24 protein-coding genes are annotated in these 25,121 nt (G+C 58.7%); 10 read left to right on the forward strand and 14 right to left on the reverse strand.

Annotation, left to right across the window (positions count from 1 at the left end; translation table 11 throughout):
- Position 1: 1 nt before the first annotated feature.
- The 3 genes from ACKPCU_RS17115 to ACKPCU_RS17125 form a co-directional block, all read right to left on the reverse strand.
- Positions 2-853, reverse strand: a complete 852-nt coding sequence (locus tag ACKPCU_RS17115; protein WP_321348570.1) for a glycosyltransferase family 2 protein — start codon at positions 851-853, stop codon at positions 2-4.
- Positions 850-2,784, reverse strand: a complete 1,935-nt coding sequence (locus ACKPCU_RS17120; protein WP_321348571.1) for a hypothetical protein — start codon at positions 2,782-2,784, stop codon at positions 850-852. The genes ACKPCU_RS17115 and ACKPCU_RS17120 overlap by 4 nt, the downstream gene beginning before the upstream one ends.
- An 80-nt stretch (positions 2,785-2,864) precedes the next feature.
- Positions 2,865-3,266, reverse strand: a complete 402-nt coding sequence (locus tag ACKPCU_RS17125) for a pilin (RefSeq protein WP_321348573.1) — start codon at positions 3,264-3,266, stop codon at positions 2,865-2,867.
- Between the two features lie 298 nt (positions 3,267-3,564).
- Here ACKPCU_RS17125 and pilB point away from each other — a divergent pair, with 298 nt between their 5' ends.
- The 6 genes from pilB to ACKPCU_RS17155 are packed head-to-tail and all read left to right on the forward strand — an operon-like array spanning position 3,565 to position 9,165.
- Positions 3,565-5,265: a type IV-A pilus assembly ATPase PilB gene (gene pilB / locus ACKPCU_RS17130; protein WP_321348577.1), complete on the forward strand. Its 1,701-nt coding sequence runs from the start codon at positions 3,565-3,567 to the stop codon at positions 5,263-5,265.
- Positions 5,266-5,268: 3 nt separating this feature from the next.
- A complete protein-coding gene (locus tag ACKPCU_RS17135; RefSeq protein ID WP_321348579.1) occupies positions 5,269-6,528 on the forward strand; it encodes a type II secretion system F family protein in 1,260 nt (419 codons plus the stop codon).
- Between the two features lie 3 nt (positions 6,529-6,531).
- A complete protein-coding gene (locus tag ACKPCU_RS17140; protein WP_321348581.1) occupies positions 6,532-7,389 on the forward strand; it encodes a prepilin peptidase in 858 nt (285 codons plus the stop codon).
- Between the two features lie 35 nt (positions 7,390-7,424).
- Positions 7,425-8,027, forward strand: coding sequence for a dephospho-CoA kinase (coaE, locus tag ACKPCU_RS17145; RefSeq protein ID WP_321348583.1), 603 nt, complete (start codon positions 7,425-7,427; stop codon positions 8,025-8,027).
- Positions 8,024-8,215: a DNA gyrase inhibitor YacG gene (yacG, locus tag ACKPCU_RS17150; RefSeq protein ID WP_104737400.1), complete on the forward strand. Its 192-nt coding sequence runs from the start codon at positions 8,024-8,026 to the stop codon at positions 8,213-8,215. Before coaE ends, yacG begins: the two co-directional genes overlap by 4 nt.
- A 2-nt stretch (positions 8,216-8,217) precedes the next feature.
- Positions 8,218-9,165, forward strand: coding sequence for a Nudix family hydrolase (locus tag ACKPCU_RS17155; protein WP_321348587.1), 948 nt, complete (start codon positions 8,218-8,220; stop codon positions 9,163-9,165).
- A gap of 50 nt (positions 9,166-9,215) precedes the next feature.
- On the opposite strand, the gene ispH is transcribed toward ACKPCU_RS17155, so the two are convergent.
- The 6 genes from ispH to murJ form a co-directional block, all read right to left on the reverse strand.
- The gene (ispH, locus tag ACKPCU_RS17160) at positions 9,216-10,160 is read right to left on the reverse strand and encodes a 4-hydroxy-3-methylbut-2-enyl diphosphate reductase (RefSeq protein WP_321348589.1); all 945 of its coding nucleotides are present in this window, start codon (positions 10,158-10,160) and stop codon (positions 9,216-9,218) included.
- A 48-nt stretch (positions 10,161-10,208) separates the two neighbouring features.
- Positions 10,209-10,640 carry an FKBP-type peptidyl-prolyl cis-trans isomerase gene (fkpB, locus tag ACKPCU_RS17165; RefSeq protein WP_321348591.1) on the reverse strand — a complete coding sequence of 144 codons (432 nt, stop codon included), beginning with the start codon at positions 10,638-10,640 and terminating at the stop codon, positions 10,209-10,211.
- A gap of 45 nt (positions 10,641-10,685) precedes the next feature.
- Positions 10,686-11,183: a signal peptidase II gene (lspA, locus tag ACKPCU_RS17170; protein ID WP_321348593.1), complete on the reverse strand. Its 498-nt coding sequence runs from the start codon at positions 11,181-11,183 to the stop codon at positions 10,686-10,688.
- Positions 11,176-14,001 carry an isoleucine--tRNA ligase gene (gene ileS / locus ACKPCU_RS17175; protein ID WP_321348594.1) on the reverse strand — a complete coding sequence of 942 codons (2,826 nt, stop codon included), beginning with the start codon at positions 13,999-14,001 and terminating at the stop codon, positions 11,176-11,178. Before ileS ends, lspA begins: the two co-directional genes overlap by 8 nt.
- 23 nt (positions 14,002-14,024) lie before the next feature.
- Positions 14,025-14,951 carry a bifunctional riboflavin kinase/FAD synthetase gene (gene ribF / locus ACKPCU_RS17180; RefSeq protein ID WP_321348596.1) on the reverse strand — a complete coding sequence of 309 codons (927 nt, stop codon included), beginning with the start codon at positions 14,949-14,951 and terminating at the stop codon, positions 14,025-14,027.
- 70 nt (positions 14,952-15,021) lie between these two features.
- Positions 15,022-16,599, reverse strand: a complete 1,578-nt coding sequence (gene murJ / locus ACKPCU_RS17185) for a murein biosynthesis integral membrane protein MurJ (protein WP_321348597.1) — start codon at positions 16,597-16,599, stop codon at positions 15,022-15,024.
- A 217-nt stretch (positions 16,600-16,816) separates the two neighbouring features.
- Between murJ and rpsT the strand changes: the two genes are divergently transcribed.
- A complete protein-coding gene (gene rpsT / locus ACKPCU_RS17190; protein WP_083725310.1) occupies positions 16,817-17,089 on the forward strand; it encodes a 30S ribosomal protein S20 in 273 nt (90 codons plus the stop codon).
- A 310-nt stretch (positions 17,090-17,399) separates the two neighbouring features.
- Here rpsT and proB read toward each other — a convergent pair whose 3' ends face one another.
- From proB to rplU, 4 genes are all read right to left on the reverse strand, one after another.
- Positions 17,400-18,518: a glutamate 5-kinase gene (proB, locus tag ACKPCU_RS17195; protein ID WP_321348601.1), complete on the reverse strand. Its 1,119-nt coding sequence runs from the start codon at positions 18,516-18,518 to the stop codon at positions 17,400-17,402.
- Positions 18,519-18,604: 86 nt separating this feature from the next.
- Positions 18,605-19,810 (reverse strand): Obg family GTPase CgtA, encoded by a 1,206-nt coding sequence (gene cgtA, locus ACKPCU_RS17200; protein WP_321348603.1) that lies wholly within the window; start codon positions 19,808-19,810, stop codon positions 18,605-18,607.
- 98 nt (positions 19,811-19,908) lie between these two features.
- Positions 19,909-20,166 carry a 50S ribosomal protein L27 gene (gene rpmA, locus ACKPCU_RS17205; RefSeq protein ID WP_088274866.1) on the reverse strand — a complete coding sequence of 86 codons (258 nt, stop codon included), beginning with the start codon at positions 20,164-20,166 and terminating at the stop codon, positions 19,909-19,911.
- Between the two features lie 24 nt (positions 20,167-20,190).
- Complete coding sequence (rplU, locus tag ACKPCU_RS17210) at positions 20,191-20,502, reverse strand: 50S ribosomal protein L21 (RefSeq protein ID WP_104737410.1); 312 nt, start codon at positions 20,500-20,502, stop codon at positions 20,191-20,193.
- A 254-nt stretch (positions 20,503-20,756) separates the two neighbouring features.
- Here rplU and ispB point away from each other — a divergent pair, with 254 nt between their 5' ends.
- Complete coding sequence (ispB, locus tag ACKPCU_RS17215; RefSeq protein ID WP_321348607.1) at positions 20,757-21,725, forward strand: octaprenyl diphosphate synthase; 969 nt, start codon at positions 20,757-20,759, stop codon at positions 21,723-21,725.
- A 275-nt stretch (positions 21,726-22,000) separates the two neighbouring features.
- Here ispB and ACKPCU_RS17220 read toward each other — a convergent pair whose 3' ends face one another.
- Entirely contained in the window at positions 22,001-22,618 is a 618-nt protein-coding gene (locus tag ACKPCU_RS17220) for an FKBP-type peptidyl-prolyl cis-trans isomerase (RefSeq protein ID WP_321348609.1), read from the reverse strand.
- 123 nt (positions 22,619-22,741) lie between these two features.
- On the opposite strand from ACKPCU_RS17220, the gene ACKPCU_RS17225 reads away from it, so the two are divergent.
- Both ACKPCU_RS17225 and trmA read left to right on the forward strand, forming a co-directional pair.
- On the forward strand, positions 22,742-24,034 hold the full coding sequence (locus ACKPCU_RS17225; RefSeq protein WP_104737413.1) for an NCS2 family permease: 1,293 nt from the start codon (positions 22,742-22,744) through the stop codon (positions 24,032-24,034).
- On the forward strand, positions 24,034-25,119 hold the full coding sequence (gene trmA, locus ACKPCU_RS17230) for a tRNA (uridine(54)-C5)-methyltransferase TrmA (RefSeq protein ID WP_321348611.1): 1,086 nt from the start codon (positions 24,034-24,036) through the stop codon (positions 25,117-25,119). The genes ACKPCU_RS17225 and trmA overlap by 1 nt, the downstream gene beginning before the upstream one ends.
- The last annotated feature ends 2 nt before the right edge of the window (positions 25,120-25,121 follow it).

A 25,121-nucleotide genomic window follows, 5' to 3' on the forward strand; every position in this document is an offset into this window, starting at 1 on the left:
GTCAACGACTTTCTTTATACATTAACGCGGTGATCTGCTCAGAAATAAGCCCCATCAAAAAGACCATCACGCTACCAGTGTAAAGAAGTGCACTCATATTCGTGAACCGCCCTTCCATAACCAGAGTGTAGCCATACCAGAGTGTAGCGATGAAAAATGCCAACATAGATACTGGTGCAAACAACTTCAACGGTGAATACAAGGTACCAATCTTGAATATAATCAACAGAAATCGCACACCATCCTTCAATGGCTTGATATGGCTTTTACCAACACGCTGAGCGGCGTGGATCGGCTCGTATGCGACTGAATAACCAGCTCGAAAAAACGCCATAGTTGACGTAGTCGGGTAGGAAAATCCGTTAGGTAGCAGGTACAGGAACTCCCGGAACTTATCGGCCCGCACAGCGCGAAAGCCTGAGGTCAGGTCCTCGACTTCGTGACCTGTCATATAGGTCGCCAATCTGTTGTAGAAACCGTTTGCCAACCCTCGCCCAACGCTGGCTTGAGAGCCTTGCTGCCGGGCACCGACAACAAGGTCGTATCCCTCACCAATGCGAGCAAGCAGGCGCGCAATATCCTCAGGGTCGTGTTGCCCATCGGCATCCATGAAAACGATCACATCACCGGCTGCGGCGCGAGCGCCTGACTTAATTGCCGCACCATTCCCCTTGCTATAGGGATGCGACACAACCTTCGCTCCCGCTTCTCTAGCCAACTCCGCAGTGCGGTCGGCGGATCCATCGTCCACCACAATGACTTCAAAGTCTGGATAGCGCGCCCTAATGGCACTGACCACCGTTGCAACTGTCGCAGCCTCGTTCTTGGCAGGCATGACCACACTGGCTTTCACTGCTGGGTCTCCTTCATCGCGGTGGCGACCGCTTCGCGCATCGCAGATAGTTGTTCTTCGGGCAGCTGCCTAATGACGTCTGGAAGCTTTTCTCGGCGCGCCAAAGCCTGAGCCGCTCGCTCGACGTCACCCTGCTCGAGCCCATAATAGACTTGGTATTGCAGCACCGGCAGCGCCTCGGGGGCAATCTTTTCAGCCGCCGCCAGCGAGGCCCAAACCTCCTGAACGTCACCCAACTCCTGCGCAGCAATAGCTCGGACAAAATAGATTTTTGCACCGTACACCTGCACATTCATTTTGCTGCTATCGCGCATACCGTCGATAAGCGCCAGCAAATCGGAGTAATTCAACGGCGCACACGCATTTGACTTGATCAGCTCCTGCAGATTGAACAACTGATCGACAACGGCTACGTTGATTCTGCCTAGACGCGCGACGTTCAGAACCTCCACCATCCGGGCTCGCGTATCCTCAGGCGGTGTCAACGAGCATGAGTACATAAGCGCCTGCACTCGCACGTCCAGACAATCAGGGCAGGCAGCCTTCGTTCTGTCCAGCACTTTCATCGCGAAGGCCTGACGCTCGCGACTTATATACTCGTTGTTCGACTCTTCAAGCCCTTTGAAGTCGCTATTCATCTCCACAAACACCGCATGTAAAGCGGCACGTGCGGAGCCTGGATGGCGAGCATTCCAGCTTTCTGCGGCCTTACCCGGCTGCCCCCAGAGCACAGTCATGGCCAACAGAACTGTCGACAACAGAACGATGTAACCACCCAGCAAATAGGGTGCGACCGCCGCCAAACGCCCCTTGGCCGTGAAAGCCCCGACACTAAGAAAGAGGCAGATACCGTAAACGGCAATGTAATTGCGGTGCTCGAAATACAGCTCCAGCAAAACGCTCGTAGACTCGATCAAATGCCCGGCAAGAAACCAAAAAACAGCCAGCGCGAACCATTTGTAGCGGTGCCTCCAGGCAAAGGCCAAGCCCAACACGAGCAACCAGGCCAGTGCTGCAGCAATGGTTTGCAGACCAACCGGCTTGGCCGCGTAATAATCGTGGAACGGGCCGAAGGCCGTCGGTGACTGCGGCAAAAAGGCACGCTGTAAATACTCCCACAACACCACCTGCTCGGTCATGAACCGGTTAAACGGCGTTAACCCCCGGTAATCATTAAACCGGAACCAGTCCATGCGCAGTGGCGAGATATAAACAATCACAAACAACAACGGCAAAAGTAGCGTTACGCGACGCAACAGCGCCACCTTGCCTGAATACCCACCCCCAACTGCGGGGCGTAGGAGGAAATCGATAATAAGCGCAAACACCGGGAATAGAGCACCGCTTTCCTTGGAAAAAATCGAAAGCAGGGTCCCAGCGCCCAGCGCCGCCATCTGCCAGACGTAACCCAGCAACGGGCGCTGCTCAGCTAAGGCGTAACCACGCACAAAGCCGATAAGGCCCAACAGACCAAAAAAGGTGGCAAGTCCGGTCATGCGCTGAATAGCAATCAGTGAGGTAGATGCCAGCAACGGCATCACGGCCCAGACCAACGCCGCCCCTAGCGCAATCCTGAACCGTAGATTGGCGTCCACTGAAGGGCACCGTGCAAGTATGGAATGCCCGAGAATCAGCAGGAGAATGAAGTTGCCGCAATGCAGGAGAACGTTAGCCGTCAAAATCGCTTGCGCGTTCTCCGGCCATCCGGCGCTGAAGGGTAAAAAGCTCAATAACGCCAGCGGCCTGCCCAAAGGACCGGCTTGCCCGCCAGAGATAAACTGCCAAGCCGAGTGCCAATCGGTTATCTGATCCAACCCTCGCAGGTTGGAGTAATCATCATAATAGAGCGCACCGGAGGTAGCCGGCAGATACAGTAAAAACACGGCAGCGGCGCACAACAGCACCAACGCCAGTCTGATCGAGATTCTCACCGACAAAAACATCCTTATTGGTATTGGCTGAAAACAAAAAACCCCGGCGGGACACGCCGGGGTTTTTTATTAAGCAAGTATCAACGGCAAGAGCCCGGCATCCACTTGACCGGAGTACCAGAGCAAACCCACTCGCCAATACGGTTGGGACCGGTGTCAGACGGTTTAAGAGTGACAGTTACGGCCTCGCCAAAACCAGCCCCATTTGCAGTAACAACACCAGTATTTGCGGCAACGGTCATAGCAGAAACGTACTGGGTAGCAACGAAGCCAGTGGAGCAGCTATCCAGGCTGGAGAAGCCGTCAGACTGCACGATTTCAGTTACGCAGGTGCGAGCAGAGCTGGCAGCCAGAACGATTTCAGAAACCTTGGCGCGGTTGGTGTAGTCCTGATAAGCCGGCAGTGCGATAGCAGCCAGAATACCGATGATCGCAACAACGATCATCAGTTCGATCAAGGTAAAACCCTTTTGAGCTTTCATGATGTACTCCTTTAAGTGTAATAGCCGTGCGGCTGACAGGATCAAAGCAAATATCAGACCAACATGCAAAGAACTGTTTTACAGCCTGTGCACTGGCTCTCAGTCGCCAGACCGGCGCGCGAACTGAACGGTGTACGACAAAAAGTGACATTTTTTGTCACCCCTAGCACTTATACCGGTAATCAGGGCAAATACTGGCAACCCGCGCACAGCTGGCTGATGCGGACAGTTCAATCCCTGCGTCGTCTGTACTATAGTCTGCAGCATTGACGTTTTTGCAGATTGGGACTATCGCCACATGGAAACCCCCGCTCTTTCAGGGCTCGCACGACGAATCGTGCAGGAAGGCCTCATCGAGGCTGACGTGGCTGCCAAGGCATGCCAGCAGGCAAACCAGGACAAAATTCCGCTCATCACGCACCTAGTACAGAAAAAGCTAGCCGACGCCAAATCCCTCGCCATGACCTGCGCCGAGGAGTTCGGCTACCCCTATTTCGACCTGGGTGCTCTGGACAAAGAGGCCCAGCCCAAAGAGTTGGTCAGTGAAAAGCTGGTCCGTCAGCACAACGTTCTACCGCTATTCAAGCGCGGATCGCGCCTGTACCTCGGTATATCAGACCCGACCAACCAGCAGGCACTGAGTGACGTTCAGTTTCACACAGGCCTGATGACCGATGCCGTCATTGTCGAAGATGACAAACTGCTCAACGCCATAGAGAAGTATCTGGACAGCCCGACCGGTGGATTGGGTGACATGGCCGATGCAGACCTTGATGACCTAGATGTACAAGCGGTTAAGGACGACAACCAGTCAGACGGCGGCTCCGAGGCAGACGACGCCCCCATTGTGCGCTTCGTCAACAAAATGCTGCTCGACGCCGTCCGCATGGGCTCATCTGACTTGCACTTCGAACCCTATGAGAAGACATATCGAGTCCGGTTCCGCACTGACGGGGTGTTGCACGAAGTCGCAAAACCGCCGGTACAGCTAGGCGTCCGGATTGCAGCGCGCCTGAAGGTTATGTCGTCCATGGACCTCGCCGAGCGACGCAAGCCACAGGATGGCCGCATCAAGCTGAAAATATCCAAGAACAAGGCAATCGACTTCCGGGTTAACACGCTGCCAACCCTATGGGGTGAAAAAGTGGTGCTACGTATCCTCGACTCGGAAAGCGCCAAGATGGGCATCGACGCCTTGGGTTACGAGGAGGACCAGAAGCAGATGTATCTGGCAGCCTTGGCCAGACCGCAGGGCATGATTCTGGTGACCGGCCCGACCGGCTCAGGCAAAACCGTGTCGCTGTATACCGGCCTGAACATCCTCAACACCATGGAGCGAAATATCTCCACCGCCGAGGATCCGGTTGAAATCAACCTTGAAGGCATTAACCAAGTCAACGTCAACCCCAAGCAGGGCCTAGATTTTGCCCAGGCGCTGCGCGCCTTCCTGCGCCAGGACCCCGATATCATCATGGTGGGCGAGATCCGCGACCTGGAAACCGCCGAGATTGCAATCAAAGCCGCCCAGACCGGCCACATGGTTATGTCGACGCTGCACACCAACAGCGCAGCCGAAACCCTGACGCGCATGCGCAATATGGGCGTACCATCGTTCAATATTGCCACCTCCGTAAACCTGATCATCGCCCAGCGGTTGGCGCGTCGCCTGTGCAAGACCTGTAAGACCAAGATGGATGTCCCTCGCGAAGTACTGCTTGAAGAGGGCTTCACTCCAGAAAAAATTGATGCAGGCCTAACAATTTACGGGCCCGTGGGTTGCGAAAACTGCAAAGACGGTTATAAAGGACGTGTTGGTATCTATGAGGTCGTCAAGATCACCCCGGCGATGCAGCGCATCATCATGGAAGACGGCAACTCTATTCAGATCTCTGACGTAGCCCAGAGTGAAGGTTTCAGAAACCTGCGCCAGTCCGCCCTTATGAAAGTAACAGAGGGTGTCACCAGCCTGGCGGAAGTCAACCGAGTGACCAAGGATTAAGTCATGGCGCAACAAGCCGCATTGAAGAAGAATCCCGCCAGGAAGGCAAAGAAAAAAGAAGAGAAATTGTATCCCTTCAAATGGGAGGGCAAGGATCGCAAGGGCACCAGAATCGATGGCGTCCTGCAGGGTGAAAATGCCGCGCTGGTGAAGACCCAGCTGCGCAAACAGGGCATCCTGGTTACCAAAATCAAGCGCGAGTCGGCGCTGTTCGGAAAACGCCCCAAGCCGATCAAACCGCTGGACATCGCTTTCTTCACTCGCCAGTTGGCGACCATGATGGAATCCGGCGTCCCCATTATCCAGTCCTTCGAAATTATCGCCGAAGGCGCAGAAAACCCGAGCGTCGGCAAGCTGGTCACCGAGATCAAGACCGATGTTGCTGCCGGTAACACCTTGGCGGACTCTTTGCGACAGCACCCTAAATACTTCGACGATCTGTTCTGCAACCTGGTTGAGTCCGGCGAGCAATCTGGTCGACTGGAGTCGCTGCTGGACCGGATCGCGACCTACAAAGAGAAAACAGAAGCTCTCAAAGCAAAAATCAAGAAGGCAATGACCTACCCGATCGCGGTAGTTGTGGTTGCGATCATCGTGACGGCCATCATGTTGCTGAAAGTAGTACCCAGCTTTCAGGAAGTTTTTGCCAACTTCGGCGCCGAGTTACCCGCTTTCACGTTATTTGTGATCGGCCTATCTGAGTGGTTGCAGTCATGGTGGTTCATATTGCTCGCAATAATAATCGCGACTGGGTACATCTACTCACAAGCCCACCTTCGATCAAAACCCTTCCGGGACTTCGAAGACCGCACACTTTTAAAAGCACCAATCGTTGGCGATATCGTTTATCAGGCTGCCGTGGCCCGTTACGCACGCACCCTGTCCACGACCTTTGCTGCGGGTGTACCGCTGGTGGATGCACTGGATTCGGTCGCCGGTGCTTCCGGTAACGTGGTGTTCTACAACGCGGTAATGAAGATCAAAGAAGACGTGTCAGCTGGCTCACAGCTCAACTTCTCCATGCGCGCCACCAAAGTTTTCCCCTCTCTGGCGACCCAGATGACCGGGATTGGCGAAGAGTCCGGTAACCTGGACGGCATGCTGGAAAAAGTCGCCGACTATTATGAGGCAGAGGTAGACAACAAGGTAGACAACCTGACCACTCTGCTGGAGCCGATGATCATGTCGGTGCTGGGTATTCTCGTCGGCGGCCTGATTGTCGCCATGTACCTGCCGATCTTCCAGCTGGGTAACGTCGTTTAGCACATGCCGCTCATTGACTATCTGGCCAGCCATGCGCTGGCCTTTGTTTTGCTCGCAGGCCTGCTGGGCCTGATTGTCGGCAGCTTCCTCAACGTCGTCATTCACCGCCTGCCACATATGATGGAGCGGGAATGGCGTCAACAGGCCCTCGAACTACTCGAACCCGACACAGAACACCCTGCGGCGGAAACCTATAATCTGCTGTTGCCGCACTCACACTGCCCGCACTGCAAAACCGAGATCAAGGCCTGGCAAAACCTGCCAATCATCAGCTACCTGATTCTCCGCGGCCGCTGCGGCCAGTGCCGCCATCCGATCAGCGCCCGCTACCCGCTGGTGGAAGCCTTGACCGCCGCCCTCTCAATGGTGGTTGCGTGGCAGTACGGCTTCAACTGGGCTGCAGGTGGCATGATCCTGCTGACCTGGGGCTTGATCAGCCTCAGCATGATCGACGCCGACACCCAGCTACTGCCGGATGCACTGGTACTCCCCTTGCTCTGGCTCGGCCTGATTGCCAATAGCTTTGGGCTCTACACGGATCTCAATACGGCTTTGTGGGGAGCCATCGCAGGTTATCTGAGTCTCTGGTCAGTTTATTGGGTATTCAAGCTGATTACCGGCAAGGAAGGCATGGGCTATGGCGACTTCAAGCTGCTCGCCATGCTGGGCGCCTGGGGCGGCTGGCAAATTTTGCCACTGACGATTCTGCTGTCTTCACTGGTTGGCGCCATCCTCGGCATTATCATCCTCAAGACACGGGGAGCAGACAACAGCACGCCTCTGCCCTTCGGGCCCTATCTGGCGATTGCCGGCTGGATAGCACTGATCTGGGGTGAGACAATCCCCATCTTCAGCTTCTAACCCGGCCGCGCAGCAAACCCGAGGAGCAGTACCCGATGATCATTGGCCTGACTGGCGGTATCGGCAGCGGCAAAACCGCTGCCGCTAATCGCTTTGCCACCGCACACGGCATCCACGTCGTCGACGCTGACGAAAAATCCCGCGTCGTAGTTCAACCCGGCAAGCCAGCTCTGCAACACATTGTTGATCGTTTCGGTGACGCCATTCTGCTGGAGGACGGCAGCCTCAACCGCGCAGCGCTGCGCGAACAGGTTTTTGCCGCGCCCGCGGAGCGCCAGTGGCTGGAACAACTTCTCCATCCGCTGATTCGAGACGAGATCATCACCGATCTGAAGTCCGCCAGCTCGCCATACGCGCTACTGGTGTCGCCGTTGCTGGTTGAATCGGGGCAGAACGCACTGACCAAGCGCGTAATCGTCGTCGACGTGCCCGAGACCATGCAACTGAGTCGCACGGTACAACGCGACGCCGTGCCGGAAGCCCAGGTACGCGCCATCATGCAGGCTCAGGCACAGCGTGAGGAGCGCCTCCGTCACGCTCACGACGTACTGACCAACGGCAGCGACCTGGCAGCCTTGCATGCGCAGGTAGACGCGCTTCACCAGCGTTACCTTCAATTGCTGGAGACACAATCATGACACTCACCGTCAACTGCCCCACTTGCAAGGCGCCGGTAACCTGGGACGACAGTTTCCCGGAGCGGCCTTTCTGCAGCCACCGGTGCCGATTGATCGACCTTGGAGCCTGGGCGGCAGAGGAGCACGTCATCGAGGGTCGCGCCGACGACGAGCAGGACGTCTTTTCCGAAGACTTGCCGGAGCGCTGAGCATGCGCCGCATTCACGTCATGGCAGCAGTCATTCGCGACGCAGATCGCCGAATTCTAATTGCCAAGCGCCCGGACAGTGCGCATCAAGGCGGCCTATGGGAGTTCCCCGGCGGCAAACTTGAAAAGGGCGAATCACGTCATGAGGCGCTTCGGCGTGAGCTGCGCGAAGAACTGGGCATTGAAATTGACGACGCCCGCCCACTGATCGACCTGCATCACGACTACCCCGACAAGCATATTCAGCTGGATGTATGGGAAGTCAGCTCATTCAGGGGCTCGGCACACGGCGCCGAGGGTCAGCCAGTGCTGTGGGTGAGCGAATCCCAACTGCCCCAATTCAGCTTTCCCGCTGCCAATCAGCCGATCGTCACGGCTGCACAGCTGCCTGATCGCTATCTGATCACCCCGGACTGCAACGAGCACGAGCTATTCAGTGGCATTGAACGTGCAATCGACTCGGGCATTCAACTAATTCAACTGCGTCAAACCCAGCTCAACGCTGACCAGTACAACGAACTCAGCAAGCAGGTGCTTGCACGCTGGGGAGAGCAGGCGACCTTCATGCTCAAAGGCGAAAGCCCCCCTACCGAGAGCAAAACTGGCTGGCACCTGACCGCCGCCCAGCTTCGCGAGCTTGTCCAGCAGCCAACACCAGTTCGTCCGCTGCCAAAGGGTCGCTGGTTAGCGGCTTCCTGCCACAATGCAGAAGAGCTGCAGATGGCGGAAATGCTGGAGGTGGATTTTGTAACGCTGTCGCCGGTTTTACCCACGAAGACTCATCCCGACGCCCTACCCCTCGGCTGGGAAAGCGCCCATGCCATGCTAAGGCGCTGCCGCCTACCAACCTACCTGATGGGTGGGCTGACGCTGGCCGAGCTGAATACCGCCCACCACGCTGGCGCACAGGGCATTGCCGGTATCAGGGGGCTGTGGCCGAGCAGCCAGTAAGCGTTCAGTCAACGACAGTGCAACGCCTGCGGGCGCGGCATGCCGCGCCCCTATAGCTGTACCACCCGCAGCTCTTTCGGCATACTGAAAACGATGTTCTCTTCCTTGCCGGCCAGCTCTTCAGCCCCCGTAGCCCCCTGTGCATGCAAGTGCGCGATGACCTGACGTACCAACACATCAGGCGCTGATGCACCAGCGGTGACGCCGACATTTTGCACACCTTCAAGCCAGCTCGCCTGAATCTCTTCAGCACCATCAATCAAATAGGCGGGCGTACCCATGCGCTCGGAAAGCTCACGCAGACGATTGGAGTTGGAACTGTTTGGGCTACCCACCACCAGCACCACATCACAGGAACTCGCCAACTGCTTGACCGCATCCTGACGATTCTGAGTGGCATAGCAGATGTCATCCTTGCGCGGCCCGTCAATCGCAGGGAAGCGCGCCCGAAGGGCGTCAATCACCCGCGCTGTATCGTCCATCGACAAGGTGGTTTGGGTTACGAAGGCCAGACGCTCCGGGTCCTTGACGTCCAGTCGCGCGACATCTGCCTCATCCTCAACCAGATAGATTGCGCCGCCGTTGCTGGCGTCGTACTGCCCCATGGTGCCTTCAACTTCAGGGTGACCAGCGTGACCGATGAGGATGCATTCGCGTCCGTCACGGCTGTAGCGGCTCACTTCCATATGCACCTTGGTCACCAGAGGACAGGTGGCATCGAACACTTTGAGGCCGCGATCCGCTGCCTCCTGGCGCACCACCTGGGATACACCATGGGCGCTGAAAATGACGATCACATCATCCGGTACCTGATCGATCTCTTCAACAAACACCGCGCCGCGATTGCGCAGATCCTCGACCACAAACTTGTTATGGACGACCTCGTGCCGCACGTAGATTGGTGGACCGAACACTTCCAGCGCGCGATTGACGATCTCGATGGCTCGATCGACGCCAGCGCAAAAGCCGCGGGGGTTGGCCAGTTTGATCTGCATGAAAAGCCTCGCTGGAGTATCAAAAGAATGGACTGACCGGTAGCGCGATCAGCGAACGTCGACGATCTCGACGTCAAAGGTGATGACCTTGCCGGCCAGCGGATGATTGAAGTCAACCTCGACTACCGAATCATGCACCTGCTTGACCACGCCGGGCAACTCACCGCCGGCGGCGTCGGCAAAGATCACCAGCAGACCCGGCTCCAGCTCTATTTCGTCAAACTGATCGCGGGCAATGGCCTGGATGTTCTGCTCGTTGCCCGGCCCGAAGCCGCGCTCGGGCTCGATGTCGAAACTGCGGCAGTCGCCGGCCTTGAGACCGAACAGCACCTGTTCGAAACCAGGCAGCAGGCTACCGTCGCCGACCTTGAATGTCGCTGGCTGCTTGTCGGTTGTGGTGTCGACCACGTCGCCATTAGGCAGCTTGAGGGTAAAGTGCAGGGTTACTTCGGACTCGTGACCAATACGCGTTTCTGTCATGGGAATCTCGCCTGGAAAGCCGGGCCCGCTTAAGCGGACCAACGGTCAATTTTGCTCCGGCTTCCTGCCGAAAAACATGTCGAACAGCAGCAATGCCGCACCAACGGTAATGGCGCTGTCGGCAATATTGAAGGCCGGAAAGAACCAGCTCTGCTGCCAGTGCACCAGAATGAAGTCAGTGACCTTGCCGTGAATCACCCGGTCATACAGATTACCGATGGCGCCACCCAAAATCAGTGCCAACGCGATGGCTTCTAGCTTTTTGCTGCGATCCAGCCGCGCAAGCCAGACACACAGCACTACGCTCACAACGACTGCGATGACGGCAAACAGCCAGCGCTGCCAGCCACTGGCGTCAGCCAGAAAGCTGAATGCAGCACCGGTGTTGTAGGCCAGCGTAAAGCTGAACAGGTCATCGATGATCGGCACCTGCTGATACAGCTGCAGCTCCGACACAGCCACCCATTTGGTCAGCTGGTCGAGCACGATGACCAGTACCGACAGCACCAGCCAGATCAAACTGCCCTTGCGGACATCAGGCATGCTTGCGTACCTCACCGGCGCCTTCGATATTCTCGACGCAGCGACCACAGATATCCGGGTGAGCGGCGTGGCTACCGACGTCGGCGCGCAGGTGCCAGCAGCGCGCGCACTTGGCAGCGCCAGACTTGACGATCTGCAGCTTCAGCCCAGCCACGTCGGTCTCTACCGCCTGCTCGCCCGCCTCGGCCAGCGGTGCCAAAGTGGCCTGCGACGTGATCAGCACGAAGCGTAGCTCGTCGCCCAGCTGGGCCAGCGCAGCGCGCAAGCTGTCGTCGGCGTAGAGGGTAACTTCGGCTTCCAAGTTACCGCGCAGCACCTTGGCATTGCGCAGATTTTCCATTTCCTTGTTGACCGCTTCTTTCACACCCATTACCTGAGCCCAGAACTCACGGCCCAGGGCCTGCCCTTCCGGAAGCGCCTCAAGCCCTTCGTACCAGGTGTTGAGCATGACCGAGTCACTGCGCTCACCCGGTAGGTACTGCCACAGCTCTTCAGCAGTGAAGCACAGGATCGGAGCAACCCAGCGTACCAGCGCCTCGGCAATGTGATACAGCGCAGTCTGGCAGGAACGACGCGCCACGCTATTGGCCTGTGTGGTGTACTGGCGGTCCTTGATGATATCGAGATAGAAGCCACCCAGCTCCTGCACGCAGAAGTTATGTACCTTCTGATAAACGTTCCAGAAGCGATAGGTCTCGTAGGCCTCGACGATCTCCTGCTGCAGCAGCAGAGCACGGTCAACTGCCCAACGGTCCAGATCCAGCATCTGCTCAGCCGGCAGCGCGTCGGTCGCCGGGTCGAAGCCGCTTAGGTTGGACAGCAGGAAGCGCGCGGTATTGCGGATACGGCGATAGGCATCGGCGCTGCGCTGCAGGATCTGATCGGAGACGGCAATCTCGGCGGTGTAATCGGTCGAAGACACCCACAGACGCAGAATGTCGGCACCCAGGGTATCGTTGACCTTCTGCGGCGCGATGGTGTTACCCAGCGACTTGGACATCTTGCGGCCTTTCTCGTCGACCGTGAAACCATGGGTCAGCAGGCCACGATAAGGTGCATGACCGTCGATCGCACAACCGGTCAGCAGCGACGAGTGGAACCAGCCGCGGTGCTGGTCAGAGCCTTCCAAGTACAGATCAGCGCGTGGCCCCTGATCGTGGCCCATCGGGTGCGAGCCGCGCATCACGTGCCAGTGGGTGGTGCCGGAGTCGAACCAGACGTCCAGGGTATCGCTGATCTTTTCATACTGGGCGGCTTCGTCGCCCAGCAGTTCGGCCGCATCCAGGTTGAACCAGGCATCGATACCCTGCTGCTCTACGCGCTGGGCAACCTGCTCGATAAGCGCAACGGTGCGCGGATGCAGTTCGCCCGACTCGCGATGCAGGAAGAACGGAATCGGTACGCCCCAGTTACGCTGACGGGAGATACACCAGTCCGGGCGACCGGCGATCATGTTGTGCAGGCGCTGCTTGCCCCAAGCGGGGACAAAGTCAGTCTCTTCAATGGCCTTGAGCGAGCGCTTGCGCAAAGTCTCGCCACCGGCGACTGGCACGTCCATGCCGACAAACCACTGGGCGGTAGCGCGGTAGATCAGCGGCGTCTTGTGGCGCCAGCAATGCATGTAACTGTGCTGAATGCTCTGATGCTTGAGCAGCGCGCCCACCTCCTCCAGCTTGGCAACGATGGCCGGGTTGGCCTTCCAGATAAACTGGCCGCCGAAGAACGGCAGGTCCTGAACGTAGACACCGTTGCTCTGCACCGGGCTGAGAATGTCATCGTTGTGCATGCCGTACTGCTTGCAGGTACGGAAGTCCTCTTCACCATAGGCCGGAGCGGAGTGAACGATACCGGTGCCGGCATCAAGCTCGACATAGTCAGCCAGGTAAACCGGCGACAGACGGTCATACAGCGGGTGACGGAAGTTGATCAACTCCAGCGTCGCACCGGTGGTAGTGGCGATCACCTCGCCTTCCAGGCCATAACGCGCCAGACAGTCGGCAACCAGATCCTCGGCCAGCACCAGCAGGCGCTCACCGGTATCAACCAGCGCGTAATTGAATTCCGGATGGGCATTCAGCGCCTGGTTGGCGGGAATGGTCCAGGGAGTTGTGGTCCAGATAACCATGGCTGCCGGCTTGGGCAGCGTATCCAGACCGAAGGCTGCCGCCAGCTTGTCGGCATCCTCGACCGGGAAGGCAACATCAATGGCGTCGGACTTCTTGTCCTGATACTCGACCTCGGCCTCGGCCAGCGCCGAGCCACAGTCAAAGCACCAGTTGACCGGTTTGAGGCCCTTGAACACCACGCCCTGTTCGACCATACGGCCCAGCGCGCGAATCTCGCCCGCCTCGTTGGCATAGTTCATGGTCAGATAGGGATTGTCCCAGTCACCCAGCACGCCCAAGCGAATGAAGTCGGCCTTCTGCAGCGCAACCTGCTCGCCCGCGTACTCGCGGCAGAGCGCGCGGACCTGATCGGCCGGCAGATGCTTGCCGTGGGTCGTTTCCACCTTGTGCTCAATCGGCAGACCGTGGCAGTCCCAACCCGGCACATAGGGGGCATCAAAACCCGACAGGGTCTTGGAGCGGACGATCATGTCCTTGATGATCTTGTTGAGCGCATGACCGATATGAATAACGCCGTTGGCGTACGGGGGGCCATCGTGCAGGACAAACTGCGGCCGCCCCTGGCTGACTTCCCGAATCCGCTGGTACAGGCCGTCCAGACGCTTGAGCGTCTGCGGTTCGCGGTTCGGCAGCCCGGCCTTCATCGGGAAATCCGTGGCGGGCAGATTCAATGTCGCTTTGTAGTCGGTCATTTTCTATCAGGCTCTCGAAAAATTTACAGACCCCACTGGGCCCTGGCGGCAGCAAAATCGGCCTTGATCGCCGCCTGCAATGCGTCCAGCGAGTCGAAACGCTTTTCGTCCCGCAACTTCTGGTGAAAAACGACGGTCAGCCGGCGACCATACAGATCGCCGGAAAAATCAAACAGATGCACCTCCAGGTGCGCCTTGCCATCCCCACTGACCGAGGGGCGCTTGCCGATATTGGCCACGCCCTTGCGCACCACGCCGTCCAGCTCAACGCTGACGCGGTACACGCCATGCAGCGGCGGATTCACCCGCTTGAGCTGAATATTGGCGGTCGGCGCACCGATGGTGCGTCCCAGCTGTTGCCCATAAACCACCCGCCCGGTGATGCTGAACGGGCGACCAAGCAACAGCGAGGCAAGAATAAAATCGCCGTCGGCCAGCACCTGGCGCAGGCGGCTGCTACTGATCCGCTCGCCGCTCTCTGCAACCGTGTTGGCCGCCTCGACCGTAAAGCCATGAGCGCGACCACTTTGTTGCAAGAAGGCAAAATCGCCGGAACGATCACAGCCAAAGCGGAAGTCGTCACCCACCTCGAGGTGACGCACACCCAGGCCATCAATCAACACCTGCTGCACAAACTGCTCGGCGCTGAGCTCGCGCAGCCTGCGATTGAACGCCAGGCACAATACCCGGTCCACCCCGTTCTGTTGCAGCAGCGTCAGCTTCTCGCGCAAGCGGGTCAGCCTGGGCGGCGCAGCATCGGGTGCGAAGAACTCGCGGGGTTGCGGTTCAAAGATCACCACGCAGCCGGGCAGACCTAGACGTTCTGAATGCGCTCGCAGGCGCGAAAGAATAGCCTGATGTCCAACATGTACACCATCAAAGTTGCCGATAGTGGCGACGCAGCCCCGGTGCCGGGGCCGCAGGTTATGTAAACCGCGGACCAGTTCCATAATGCTCGTCAGTGGTGGGTAAATCGAAACGCCGCAGTATACAGGCTTGCGGGGTTGCTCGTCATGCCGTTCAACCCCGTGCGCCGCGCAGATCGCGCAGACGCAACCCCAGCGCAAACAGTACGCCAAGGTAGACCACCATCCCCCCGACCACCAGCAATGCCATCTCCCAGGCCTTGCGCTGCCAGCCCCAAGCCAGCCAATCTGCTGTTGCTGGCACCAGCCACAACAGCAGCGCAGCCATCGCGACAGTCGCGGCAAGCAGGCGCAACGCAAATCGCGGCCACCCTGGCTGCGCATGATAGACACCGTCACGGCGCAACCCCCACCACAGCAACCCGGCATTGAGCAGGGCTGACAGCGAGGTAGCCAAGGCCAGCCCCACGTGCTGCAGCGGCCAGATCAGCAGCAGGTTGAGCCCCATATTGGAGACCATGCAGATAATGGCGATACGCACCGGTGTTTTGGTGTCCTGGCGGGCAAAGTAGCCGGGGGCCAGCACCTTGATCAGCATGAAGGTCATCACACCAACGGAGTAAGCTCGCAGTGCAGCGGCTGACTGGCTGACGTCATCGCCGGTCATCGCGCCATAGTGAAACAGCGTGGCAATCAGCGGCTCGGCCAGCAACAGCAGCGCCAGCGCAGCCGGCACGCCCACCAGCAGCACCATGCGCACCGCCCAGTCCAGTGTGCGACCGAATGCCTTGAGGTCCTCACCGGCATGCTGGCGCGACAGCGCCGGCAGAATGACCGTACCGATGGCAATACCGAATGCACCCAGCGGCAGCTCCGACAGCCGATCGGCGTAATACAGCCAGGAAATGCTGCCGGTCTGCAGAAAGGACGCCAGCACAGTATCGAGCAACAGGTTGATCTGGCTGACCGACACGCCGAACAGCGCCGGCACCATCAGCGTCATGATGCGCTTTACGCCAGGATCACGGCGATTGGGCCGCGGCACCGGCAGCAACTTGATCTGCGCCAGAAACGGCAACTGAAACAGCAGCTGGGCAACACCCGCGATAAACACGCCCCAGGCCAGCGCCATAATCGGTTGTGCGAAATAGGGTGTCAGGAACAGGGTCGCACCGATCATGCAGACGTTCAGCAGCACCGGCGTGAAGGCTGGCACTGCAAAACGGCCATAGCTGTTGAGGATCGACCCGCACAGTGCTGTCAACGAAATCAGAAACAGATAGGGAAAGGTGATGCGCAGCATGTCGGTCGCCAGCGCCAGCTTGGCGTCATCCCCATGAAAGCCCGGAGCAAACAGGGTGATGATGACGGGCGCGCCGGCGACGCCAAGCGCGGTGATCCCGGCCAGCGTCAGCCCAAGCGTACCGGTCACTCGATCAACCAGCTGCCTGACCTCCGCCAGCGTGCACTTGGTGCGATACTCCGACAACACCGGCACAAAGGCCTGGGCAAAGGCACCTTCGGCAAACAATCGACGCAGAAAGTTGGGAATCTTGAAGGCGATGAAGAAGGCATCTGCTTCAGACTGCGAGCCGAAATAGGCAGCGACAACAATATCTCGCACCATGCCCAGCACCCGCGACAACAGCGTCATGACACTGACAACCAAGCCGGATCTAAGCAGACTTGGGGCCTTTGGTGCAGCAGGTTCAGGGACAGCAGGTTGAGACATGTAATATCGCACCAAAATAAAAGCGCCATGATAGCGGCGAGCACTTGCCCTTGTCAGGCTGCACGTGTGTAAAATGCCGCCACTTCGGCCACTGTGACCACCGGTCAACAGAGCCGTTCAAGCAAGCTCACACATGCTTGACAATCCGCAAGACCGGCGGCATAGTACGCGGCCTTGTTTGTACCTAATTCATCCAGATTTTCTGAGGAGCAAGACGGTGGCCAACTCACCTCAAGCCAAGAAACGCGCCAAGCAGGCCGAGAAGCGCCGCAACCACAATGCAAGCCTGCGCTCCATGGTCCGTACCTACATCAAAAACGTAGTCAAGGCGATCGACGCCAAGGACCTCGACAAAGCCAAGGCAGCCTACACCGCTGCTGTTCCGGTCATTGACCGTATGGCTGACAAAGGCATCATCAACAAGAACAAGGCTGCTCGCCACAAGAGCCGCCTGAACGCGCACATCAAGGCAATGGCTGAAGCCGCCTGATTCGCTGTTCTTGCTGAATAAAAAAACCGGCCTTGGCCGGTTTTTTTTGTGCCTGCAGAAAATATGCAATATTGCGGACGCAACATGTCGCGTCCCTACAAGTGACCAACAAACACCCCCGCCACCACGGTCATCCTCGCGCAGGCGAGGATCCATACGTACTCCAACGCATCACTGGATTCCCGCCTGCGCGGAAATGACGGGGTGGCGGGTACTAGCCGGACACATGGGTTACGCATCAAGCCGCGCCATATCAAACACCAACACGACCTGACCCTTGCGGGGCCACGGCATGCCGTGGCCGCACAGATCACACCAGAACGAGATTATCCTTGTGCACCATCTCCGGGTCGTCGATATAGCCGAGAATACCAGCAATCTCATCAGTCGATTTACCAGCAATGCGTGACGCATCCTGCGCCGCGTAGTTGGCAAGCCCGCGCGCAACCTCTCGCCCGTCAGGCCCCACGCAGACCACCATCTCGCCACGCCGAAAACCACCCTCAACGGCGGTCACACCGACAGGCAACAAACTGGTTCTACCCGAACGTAAAGCCCGAACCGCACCCGCGTCCAGCAGCAAGCGGCCACGCGTCTGCAGATGCCCCGCCAACCACTGCTTGCGCGCCACCAGCATACCCTTTTCCGACAACAGCAACGTACCCAGCGACTCACCAGCATGCAGGCGGTCAATCACCCGATCCAGACGACCACCCACAATAACGGTTGCAGCGCCGGAACGGGCCGCCAGGCGTGCCGCTCGCAGCTTGGTTGCCATACCACCCCGACCGAGCGCCCCAGAGCTGCCACCCGCCATCGCATCCAGCGCCGGGTCGTCAGCCATCGCCGACGAAACCAGCTCGGCGCCCGGATTGCTGCGCGGATCAGCAGTAAACAAGCCATCACGATCCGTCAGAATAACCAGCAGATCAGCCTCGACCAGATTGGTTACCAGCGCACCCAGCGTGTCGTTATCACCAAAGCGGATCTCATCCGTGATCACCGTATCGTTTTCATTGATAACCGGAATAACACCCAGGTCCAGCAGCGCGCGCAAGGTGCTGCGTGCATTGAGGTAACGCTTGCGATCAGAGAGGTCGTCATGGGTAAGCAGAATCTGGGCAGTAGACAAACCATGACGCTGGAAGCTCGATTCCCACGCCTGCACCAGCCCCATCTGACCAATGGCTGCCGCTGCCTGCAGATCATGCGTCGTCTTTGGCCGCTCGCGCCAACCCAGCCGACTCATACCCGCCGCGACCGCACCGGACGACACCAGCACCACCTGAGCACCAGAAGCACGCAATGCCGCCAACTGCTCTACCCATACCGCCATCGCCGCCTGATCGAGACCACGTCCGTCGCCAGTCAGCAGCGCACTGCCAATCTTGACCACCCAGCGACGGGCCCCGGTTACCTTTTCACGCATGCTGATCCCATCAACAAAATGCTAAAGACAAACCGCGGCGGCAGCGGCGGCCACCGCGGAGTTCATCACCTGCCAACGCAGAGCAATCAGTGGACGTAGAAGATCTCCGGACCGTCCTCATCATCCTCGTCGTCGTCATCATCCAGATCATCCGCCGAAATACCCTGCTTGCGCAGCGCACGACGGTCATCCAGCGCCTGAATATGCGCGCGCGCCTCGTCCTCGATACGCTGATCCAGCTCGGCCATCTCTTCGGCGTACTCTTCATCCTCAACCAGGCGATGCTCACGCTCATCCAGCCAGTTCATCACATCCTTGGCAAGCTCCGCGGTACCCATGCGCTCAGAGGCGGAAATGACATACACCGGACCTTCCCACTCCAGACGCTCGACCACATCATCCAGAATCGCTTGCTGCTCATCCTCCAGCAGCTGGTCGCACTTGTTCAACACCAGCCAGCGCTCACGCAGCGTCAGCGAAGGACTGAACTTGCCCAGCTCATGGATGATGGTTTCAACCGCTTCCACCGGATCGGACTGATCCAGCGGCGCCATGTCAACCAGGTGCAGCAACAGGCGGGTGCGCGACAGGTGCTTGAGGAAGCGCGTACCAAGACCAGCACCGTCAGCAGCACCGGCAATAACGCCCGGGATATCCGCAATCACAAAGCTGCGTAACTGCCCGACATCAACTACTCCCAGGTTCGGCACCATGGTAGTGAACGGATAATCAGCCACCTTCGGCTTGGCCGCAGAGACTGAGCGGATAAAGGTACTCTTACCCGCATTCGGCAAGCCCAGCAGCCCCACATCGGCGAGCACCTTCAGCTCCAGTTTCAGGTCACGCAGCTCGCCCAGCGAACCCTGCGTGGTCTGGCGCGGCGCCCGGTTCACACTGGACTTGAAACGGGTGTTGCCCAGACCGTGAAAACCACCCTGGGCCACCAGCAGACGCTGACCAGCCTCGGTCAGATCGCCAATGATCTCTTGGGTGCCGGCATCGATGATCGTAGTGCCGACCGGCACCGGAAGCACCATATCCTCACCCTTGGCACCAGTACAGTCACTGCCACGACCATTCTCGCCACGCTGCGCATTGAAGCGACGCGTATAGCGGTAGTCAACCAGCGTGTTCAGATTGGGATCAGCCTCAAGATAGATGGAGCCGCCGTCACCGCCGTCACCACCATCCGGACCACCCTTGGGAATGAACTTCTCGCGACGGAAGCTCATACAGCCATTACCACCATCACCGGCCTTGACCGTAATGGCTACCTCATCAACAAATTTCATTTATCTCCCCTTCCCAGGCGGGACGGGCTATTGGAAAAGATACGCTACAAACAAAAAAGCCCCGTCGCAAGACAGGGCTTTTCAGAAGCTGGGGCTTATCAGGCAGTTACGACACTAACGTAACGACGACCGAATTTACCTTTGACTTCAAACTTGACCACACCTTCAACCTTGGCGAACAGAGTGTGATCCTTGCCCATGCCAACGTTCTTGCCGGGATGGAACTCGGTGCCGCGCTGGCGAACGATGATGTTGCCCGGAACGATGGCCTGACCACCGTACATTTTCACACCAAGTCGTTTGGATTCTGAATCGCGGCCGTTACGTGTGGAACCGCCTGCTTTTTTGTGTGCCATGAGTCTTTACTCTCCTGAATCAGCTTAGGCAGAGATGCCGGTGATCTTGATTTCGGTGTACCACTGACGGTGGCCCTGACGTTTCATGTGGTGCTTGCGGCGACGGAACTTGATGATGCGAACTTTATCACCACGACCGTGCGCGCTGACTTCTGCAGTCACCTTGGCACCTTCAACCACCGGAGCACCGATCTTGACGTCGTCGCCGTCTGCAACCAGCAGCACCTTGTCAAACTCAATGCTGGCGCCGGTTTCAACGTCCAGTTTCTCTACTTTCAGGAACTCGCCTTCAGCGACCTTGTATTGCTTGCCGCCGGTAACAATGACTGCGTACATGTTGCTTTCTCCGTAATCCTGCTCACCCAGCGCTTTAGAGGAATGGTTATTGGCTGGCATGGCTGCAAGTGACTTCGCCTATCGAAATCGACCTTGCCATTGTCAAAACAGGGATGCCTTATCTCAGGGCGCGGATTTTACTCAACCGCCCGACAATAAGCAAGCACCGCAATGTGCGTCAAACCCGCGTTCCTTGACAGTCCGAGGCCCGCAACCTAGCATGCCGCGGAACCTTTTCTGGAATTCTGCAATCAATGAGCACGTTGCCTTTCTACGAGCCGGTCGCCGGAGACTTTGCTGCGGTCAACCAGCTGATCCTGGACCAACTGCACTCCCGGGTACCCCTCGTGGAAAAGATCGGCCATTACATCATCAGCGCCGGCGGCAAACGCCTGCGCCCGCTGGTGGTGCTGCTCAGCGCCAGAGCCTGCAATGCCGATAGCCCGGACCAGCACAAGCTGGCTGCCATCATTGAATTCCTGCACACTGCTACCCTGCTGCATGACGACGTGGTGGACACCTCCGACATGCGCCGCGGACGCTCTACCGCCAACGCCCTCTGGGGCAATGCGCCGAGCGTACTGGTAGGCGACTTCCTCTATTCCCGCGCCTTCGAGATGATGGTTGCCCTCGGCGAACTGGACGTCATGCGCATCCTTGCCAACGCCACCAACGTGATTGCCGAAGGCGAGGTGCTGCAGCTGTCCAAGGTGCGCGACGCCAATACCGACGAAGCCACCTACATGGAAGTTATTCGCAGCAAAACCGCCATGCTATTCGAAGCCGCGTGCCACAGCGCCGCCATTCTCAGCAAGGCCAGCAGCGAACAGACCGAAGCACTACGCCAGTATGGAGACGCCCTTGGTATCGCATTCCAACTGATGGACGACCTACTGGACTACAGCGGCGACGCTGCCGAGATGGGCAAAAACGTTGGCGACGATCTGGCTGAAGGCAAACCCACGCTGCCCTTGATCTACACCATGCGCAATGGCACCGCCGAACAGGACGCACTGGTACGAAGCGCCATCCAAAAGGGCGGCACGGACGATATCGCGCCTATCCGCGCGGCCGTCACCGACAGCGGCGCGCTGGATTACACTGCGCGCCTGGCAAACGAGCACGCCGACCGTGCCGTCGCACTGCTGGCAGCCCTGCCGCCGTCGGCTTATCGCGAGTCACTGGAGCAGCTGGCGCGCTTTGCAGTAAAACGCAGCTTCTAAGCGATTGCAGGCCCTCGCCGTGCAGAGGGCGCCACACCTGAAACCCTGCGGGTTGGCCCGGTCGCGCCGTGCCGTGACCCTACACAAGGATCGGAGCCAAGCGCACACCCGTAGGGGCACGGCATGCCGTGCCCGGGGTCAAGATTGCACGACACAACACCCGCCGATGGATACCCCTCAGGCCGCACGGTGACGGCATGCCGTGACCCTACGCAGGGACCGGGGTTAGGCGCACGCCCGGCGACGGGTTGGACGCGGAACCGCGTCCAGACCTATCAAAGAACCTTGATCAGCTCGATATCGAAAACCAGGGCACTGTGCGGCGGAATGCTGTTACCCGCGCCACGAGCCCCGTAGGCCAGCTCGGACGGGATGTACAGACGCCACTTGGCGCCTTCCTGCATCAGTTGCAGCGCTTCAGTCCAGCCAGCAATAACGCCACCCACCGGGAACTCGGCCGGCTGGCCGCGCTTGTAGGAGCTGTCGAAAACCTCACCAGAGATCAGAGTGCCTTCGTAGTGCGTACGAACGGTGGAACCCGCTTCCGGCGTTGCGCCTGTACCAGCCGTAACGACTTCGTACTGCAGACCCGACTCCAGGGTGATGACGCCCTCGCGCTTGGCATTCTCAGCCAGAAAATCAACGCCGGCCTGTGCGGCCTCTGCAGCCGCCGCTTCGGCAGCCGCCTGCATCTTGCCCTGCAGCACCTGGAACGCAGCCTGCAGCTCCGCTTCAGGCACCTGGCTAGCCTGCTGCTGGAAAGCATCTTTCAGGCCTGCAGCCACCAGCTCCAGCGCCAGGTCAGGGATGTTGCTGGCCAGCAGCTGCTCGCCCATCTGACGGCCAATGCCGTAGCTGACGCGCTTCTCGTCGGTATCGATAATGTTGCTCATGGCGAGCCTCCGGATGAAAAATTGGCCGACAAGCCTGACACACTGTCGGCAAAAATTCACCCAGTGCTGCGAATCCGCTACAATGCGTCGCTTTCTGCCCCCCCTGCCCGGAAAGCCGCCCACATGCTGGAAAAACTGTTCAAACTGCGCGAACACGGTAGCAACGTACGCACCGAAGTACTTGCCGGCGTCACTACCTTCCTGACCATGGCTTACATCATCTTCGTCAATCCGATGATGATGGCCGACGCCGGCATTGACCCCGGTGCTGCCTTTGTGGCGACCTGCCTGGCTGCAGCCATCGGCTCCCTGGTCATGGGGCTCTGGGCCAACTACCCGATTGCGCTGGCCCCCGGCATGGGCCTGAATGCGTTTTTCAGCTACACGGTGGTCGGATCCATGGGGTACACCTGGCAGGTCGCGCTTGGCGCGGTATTCCTGTCCGGTTTCCTGTTCTTCCTGCTCAGCCTGTTCCGGATTCGCGAATGGATCATCGACAGCATCCCCCTGCCACTCCGCTCCGCAATCGCGGCCGGCATCGGATTGTTCCTTGCACTGATCGCACTGAAAAGTGCTGGTTTGGTGGTCGATCACCCCGTCACTCTCGTGACCATGGGCAACCTGAGCAAGCCTGAACCACTGCTCGCGGCCGCCGGCTTCGCGATTATCGTTGCCCTCTCCTACCGCAAGATCACCGGTGCCGTCATGATCGGCATTCTACTGGTTACCGCCGCCAGCTTCGCGCTCGGCCTCAGCCACCTCGACGGCCTGATTTCAAGCCCGCCCAGCCTGCAGCCCACATTCCTGGAGCTGGATATCAAGGGAGCCCTTGAAGTTGGCCTGCTGAGTGTCGTCTTCGCATTCCTATTCGTAGATCTGTTCGACACGTCTGGCACCCTGATCGGCGTCGCCCAAAAAGCCAATCTGGTCGAAGCAGACGGCAAGATGCCACGCCTCGGTCGCGCTCTGATGGCGGATAGCACCGCCACCATGGCTGGCGCAGCGCTTGGCACCTCCACCACCACCAGCTACATCGAATCTACTGCCGGTATCAGCGCTGGCGGCCGCACCGGCCTGACCGCATGCGTAGTCGCACTGCTGTTTCTGCTCAGCATGTTCTTCTCGCCGCTGGCCACCGCCGTGCCCGGCTACGCGACCGCACCTGCATTGCTGTTCGTCGCCGTACTCATGACCCACGGCCTGGTACAGATCAACTGGGACGACCTGACCGAAGCAGCACCCGTGGTCGTTACCGCACTGGCGATGCCGCTGACTTTCTCGATTGCCAATGGCATCGCCCTCGGCTTTATCAGTTGGACTGTGATCAAACTGCTGGCGGGGCGCTGGCGTGAGCTCAATCCCAGCTTATACATTCTGGCCGGGCTGTTCGTTATCAAACTGGCGCTGTTCAGCTGATGAGTACCGCATTCCATCCCGCACAATACGATACGCAGCTGAACGAAAAGCGTGAGCGCCTGCAAGCATTGCTCGCGCCGTTTGATGCTCCGCCCCCCGAGCTGTTCGAGTCGGCCCGCGAGCACTTTCGCCTGCGTGCTGAGTTTCGCCTCTGGTACGAAGCTGGCACCCCCTACTACGCCATGTTCGAACAGGGCGACAAGCGCAGCCCGATCCTGATCGAACAGCTGCCAATTGCCAGCCGTCAGATCAACGCATTAATGATGCCACTGCTGGAGGCCTGCAAGGCCGATCCGATCCTGGGTCGCAAGCTGTTTCAGGTCGAGTTTCTGACCACGCTGTCCGGCCAGGCACTGATCACCCTGTGCTACCACCGCCCGCTCGATGACAGCTGGGACGCACCGGCCAAGGCGCTGGCCGAGCAACTGGGTGTTCAGCTAATTGGCCGCAGCCGCGGCCAGAAGCGCGTGCTGCAGACGGATCATGTGGTGGAAACCCTCCAAGTTGCGGGCCGCCAGTGGCACTACCAGCAAATCGAAGGCGGCTTCACCCAGCCGAACGGCGAAGTAAATCAGCATATGCTGGGCTGGGCCCTGGATGCTGCTGGTGAAAATAATGACGACCTGCTGGAGTTGTACTGCGGTAACGGCAACTTCACCCTGCCGCTGTCCACCCGCTTCCGCCGCGTCCTTGCCACCGAGCTGGCGAAAAGCTCAGTGCGGGCGGCGCAGGAAAACCTGCGGATCAATGGCGTGGAAAACGTAACGCTGGTTCGACTCGCCAGCGAAGAGGTCACCCAGGCACTGACCGGCGTACGCCTCTTCCGACGCCTGCAAGGCATCGACCTGACTGGCTTCGAGTTCGGCACCGTGTTTGTTGACCCGCCACGTGCAGGTCTGGACCCAGCCACGCTGGAGCTGGTCAAAGGCTACCGCCGCATTCTGTACATTTCCTGCAACCCGGAAACGCTGGCAGAAAACCTGCAGGAACTTACAAAAACGCACCGCGTAGTGCGGTGCGCCCTGTTCGATCAATTCCCCTATACCCATCACATGGAGTCAGGGGTCCTGCTGGAGCGCCGCTAGGC

Source organism: Halopseudomonas oceani (genome assembly GCF_963677335.1).
GTDB lineage: Bacteria > Pseudomonadota > Gammaproteobacteria > Pseudomonadales > Pseudomonadaceae > Halopseudomonas > Halopseudomonas oceani.

Excerpts from the sequence above, each read along its gene's own strand:
- ACKPCU_RS17225 (WP_104737413.1), top strand. The coding sequence starts at position 22,742 with ATGCTGGAAAAACTGTTCAAACTGCGCGAACACGGTAGCAACGTACGC.
- fkpB (WP_321348591.1), bottom strand. The coding sequence starts at position 10,640 with ATGACAGAAACGCGTATTGGTCACGAGTCCGAAGTAACCCTGCACTTT.
- pilB (WP_321348577.1), top strand. The coding sequence starts at position 3,565 with ATGGAAACCCCCGCTCTTTCAGGGCTCGCACGACGAATCGTGCAGGAA.
- rpmA (WP_088274866.1), bottom strand. The coding sequence starts at position 20,166 with ATGGCACACAAAAAAGCAGGCGGTTCCACACGTAACGGCCGCGATTCA.
- coaE (WP_321348583.1), top strand. The coding sequence starts at position 7,425 with ATGATCATTGGCCTGACTGGCGGTATCGGCAGCGGCAAAACCGCTGCC.
- murJ (WP_321348597.1), bottom strand. The coding sequence starts at position 16,599 with ATGTCTCAACCTGCTGTCCCTGAACCTGCTGCACCAAAGGCCCCAAGT.
- ACKPCU_RS17140 (WP_321348581.1), top strand. The coding sequence starts at position 6,532 with ATGCCGCTCATTGACTATCTGGCCAGCCATGCGCTGGCCTTTGTTTTG.
- cgtA (WP_321348603.1), bottom strand. The coding sequence starts at position 19,810 with ATGAAATTTGTTGATGAGGTAGCCATTACGGTCAAGGCCGGTGATGGT.
- rplU (WP_104737410.1), bottom strand. The coding sequence starts at position 20,502 with ATGTACGCAGTCATTGTTACCGGCGGCAAGCAATACAAGGTCGCTGAA.
- lspA (WP_321348593.1), bottom strand. The coding sequence starts at position 11,183 with ATGCCTGATGTCCGCAAGGGCAGTTTGATCTGGCTGGTGCTGTCGGTA.
- proB (WP_321348601.1), bottom strand. The coding sequence starts at position 18,518 with ATGCGTGAAAAGGTAACCGGGGCCCGTCGCTGGGTGGTCAAGATTGGC.
- yacG (WP_104737400.1), top strand. The coding sequence starts at position 8,024 with ATGACACTCACCGTCAACTGCCCCACTTGCAAGGCGCCGGTAACCTGG.
- ispH (WP_321348589.1), bottom strand. The coding sequence starts at position 10,160 with ATGCAGATCAAACTGGCCAACCCCCGCGGCTTTTGCGCTGGCGTCGAT.
- ileS (WP_321348594.1), bottom strand. The coding sequence starts at position 14,001 with ATGACCGACTACAAAGCGACATTGAATCTGCCCGCCACGGATTTCCCG.
- ispB (WP_321348607.1), top strand. The coding sequence starts at position 20,757 with ATGAGCACGTTGCCTTTCTACGAGCCGGTCGCCGGAGACTTTGCTGCG.
- ACKPCU_RS17220 (WP_321348609.1), bottom strand. The coding sequence starts at position 22,618 with ATGAGCAACATTATCGATACCGACGAGAAGCGCGTCAGCTACGGCATT.
- trmA (WP_321348611.1), top strand. The coding sequence starts at position 24,034 with ATGAGTACCGCATTCCATCCCGCACAATACGATACGCAGCTGAACGAA.
- ribF (WP_321348596.1), bottom strand. The coding sequence starts at position 14,951 with ATGGAACTGGTCCGCGGTTTACATAACCTGCGGCCCCGGCACCGGGGC.
- ACKPCU_RS17125 (WP_321348573.1), bottom strand. The coding sequence starts at position 3,266 with ATGAAAGCTCAAAAGGGTTTTACCTTGATCGAACTGATGATCGTTGTT.
- ACKPCU_RS17135 (WP_321348579.1), top strand. The coding sequence starts at position 5,269 with ATGGCGCAACAAGCCGCATTGAAGAAGAATCCCGCCAGGAAGGCAAAG.
- ACKPCU_RS17155 (WP_321348587.1), top strand. The coding sequence starts at position 8,218 with ATGCGCCGCATTCACGTCATGGCAGCAGTCATTCGCGACGCAGATCGC.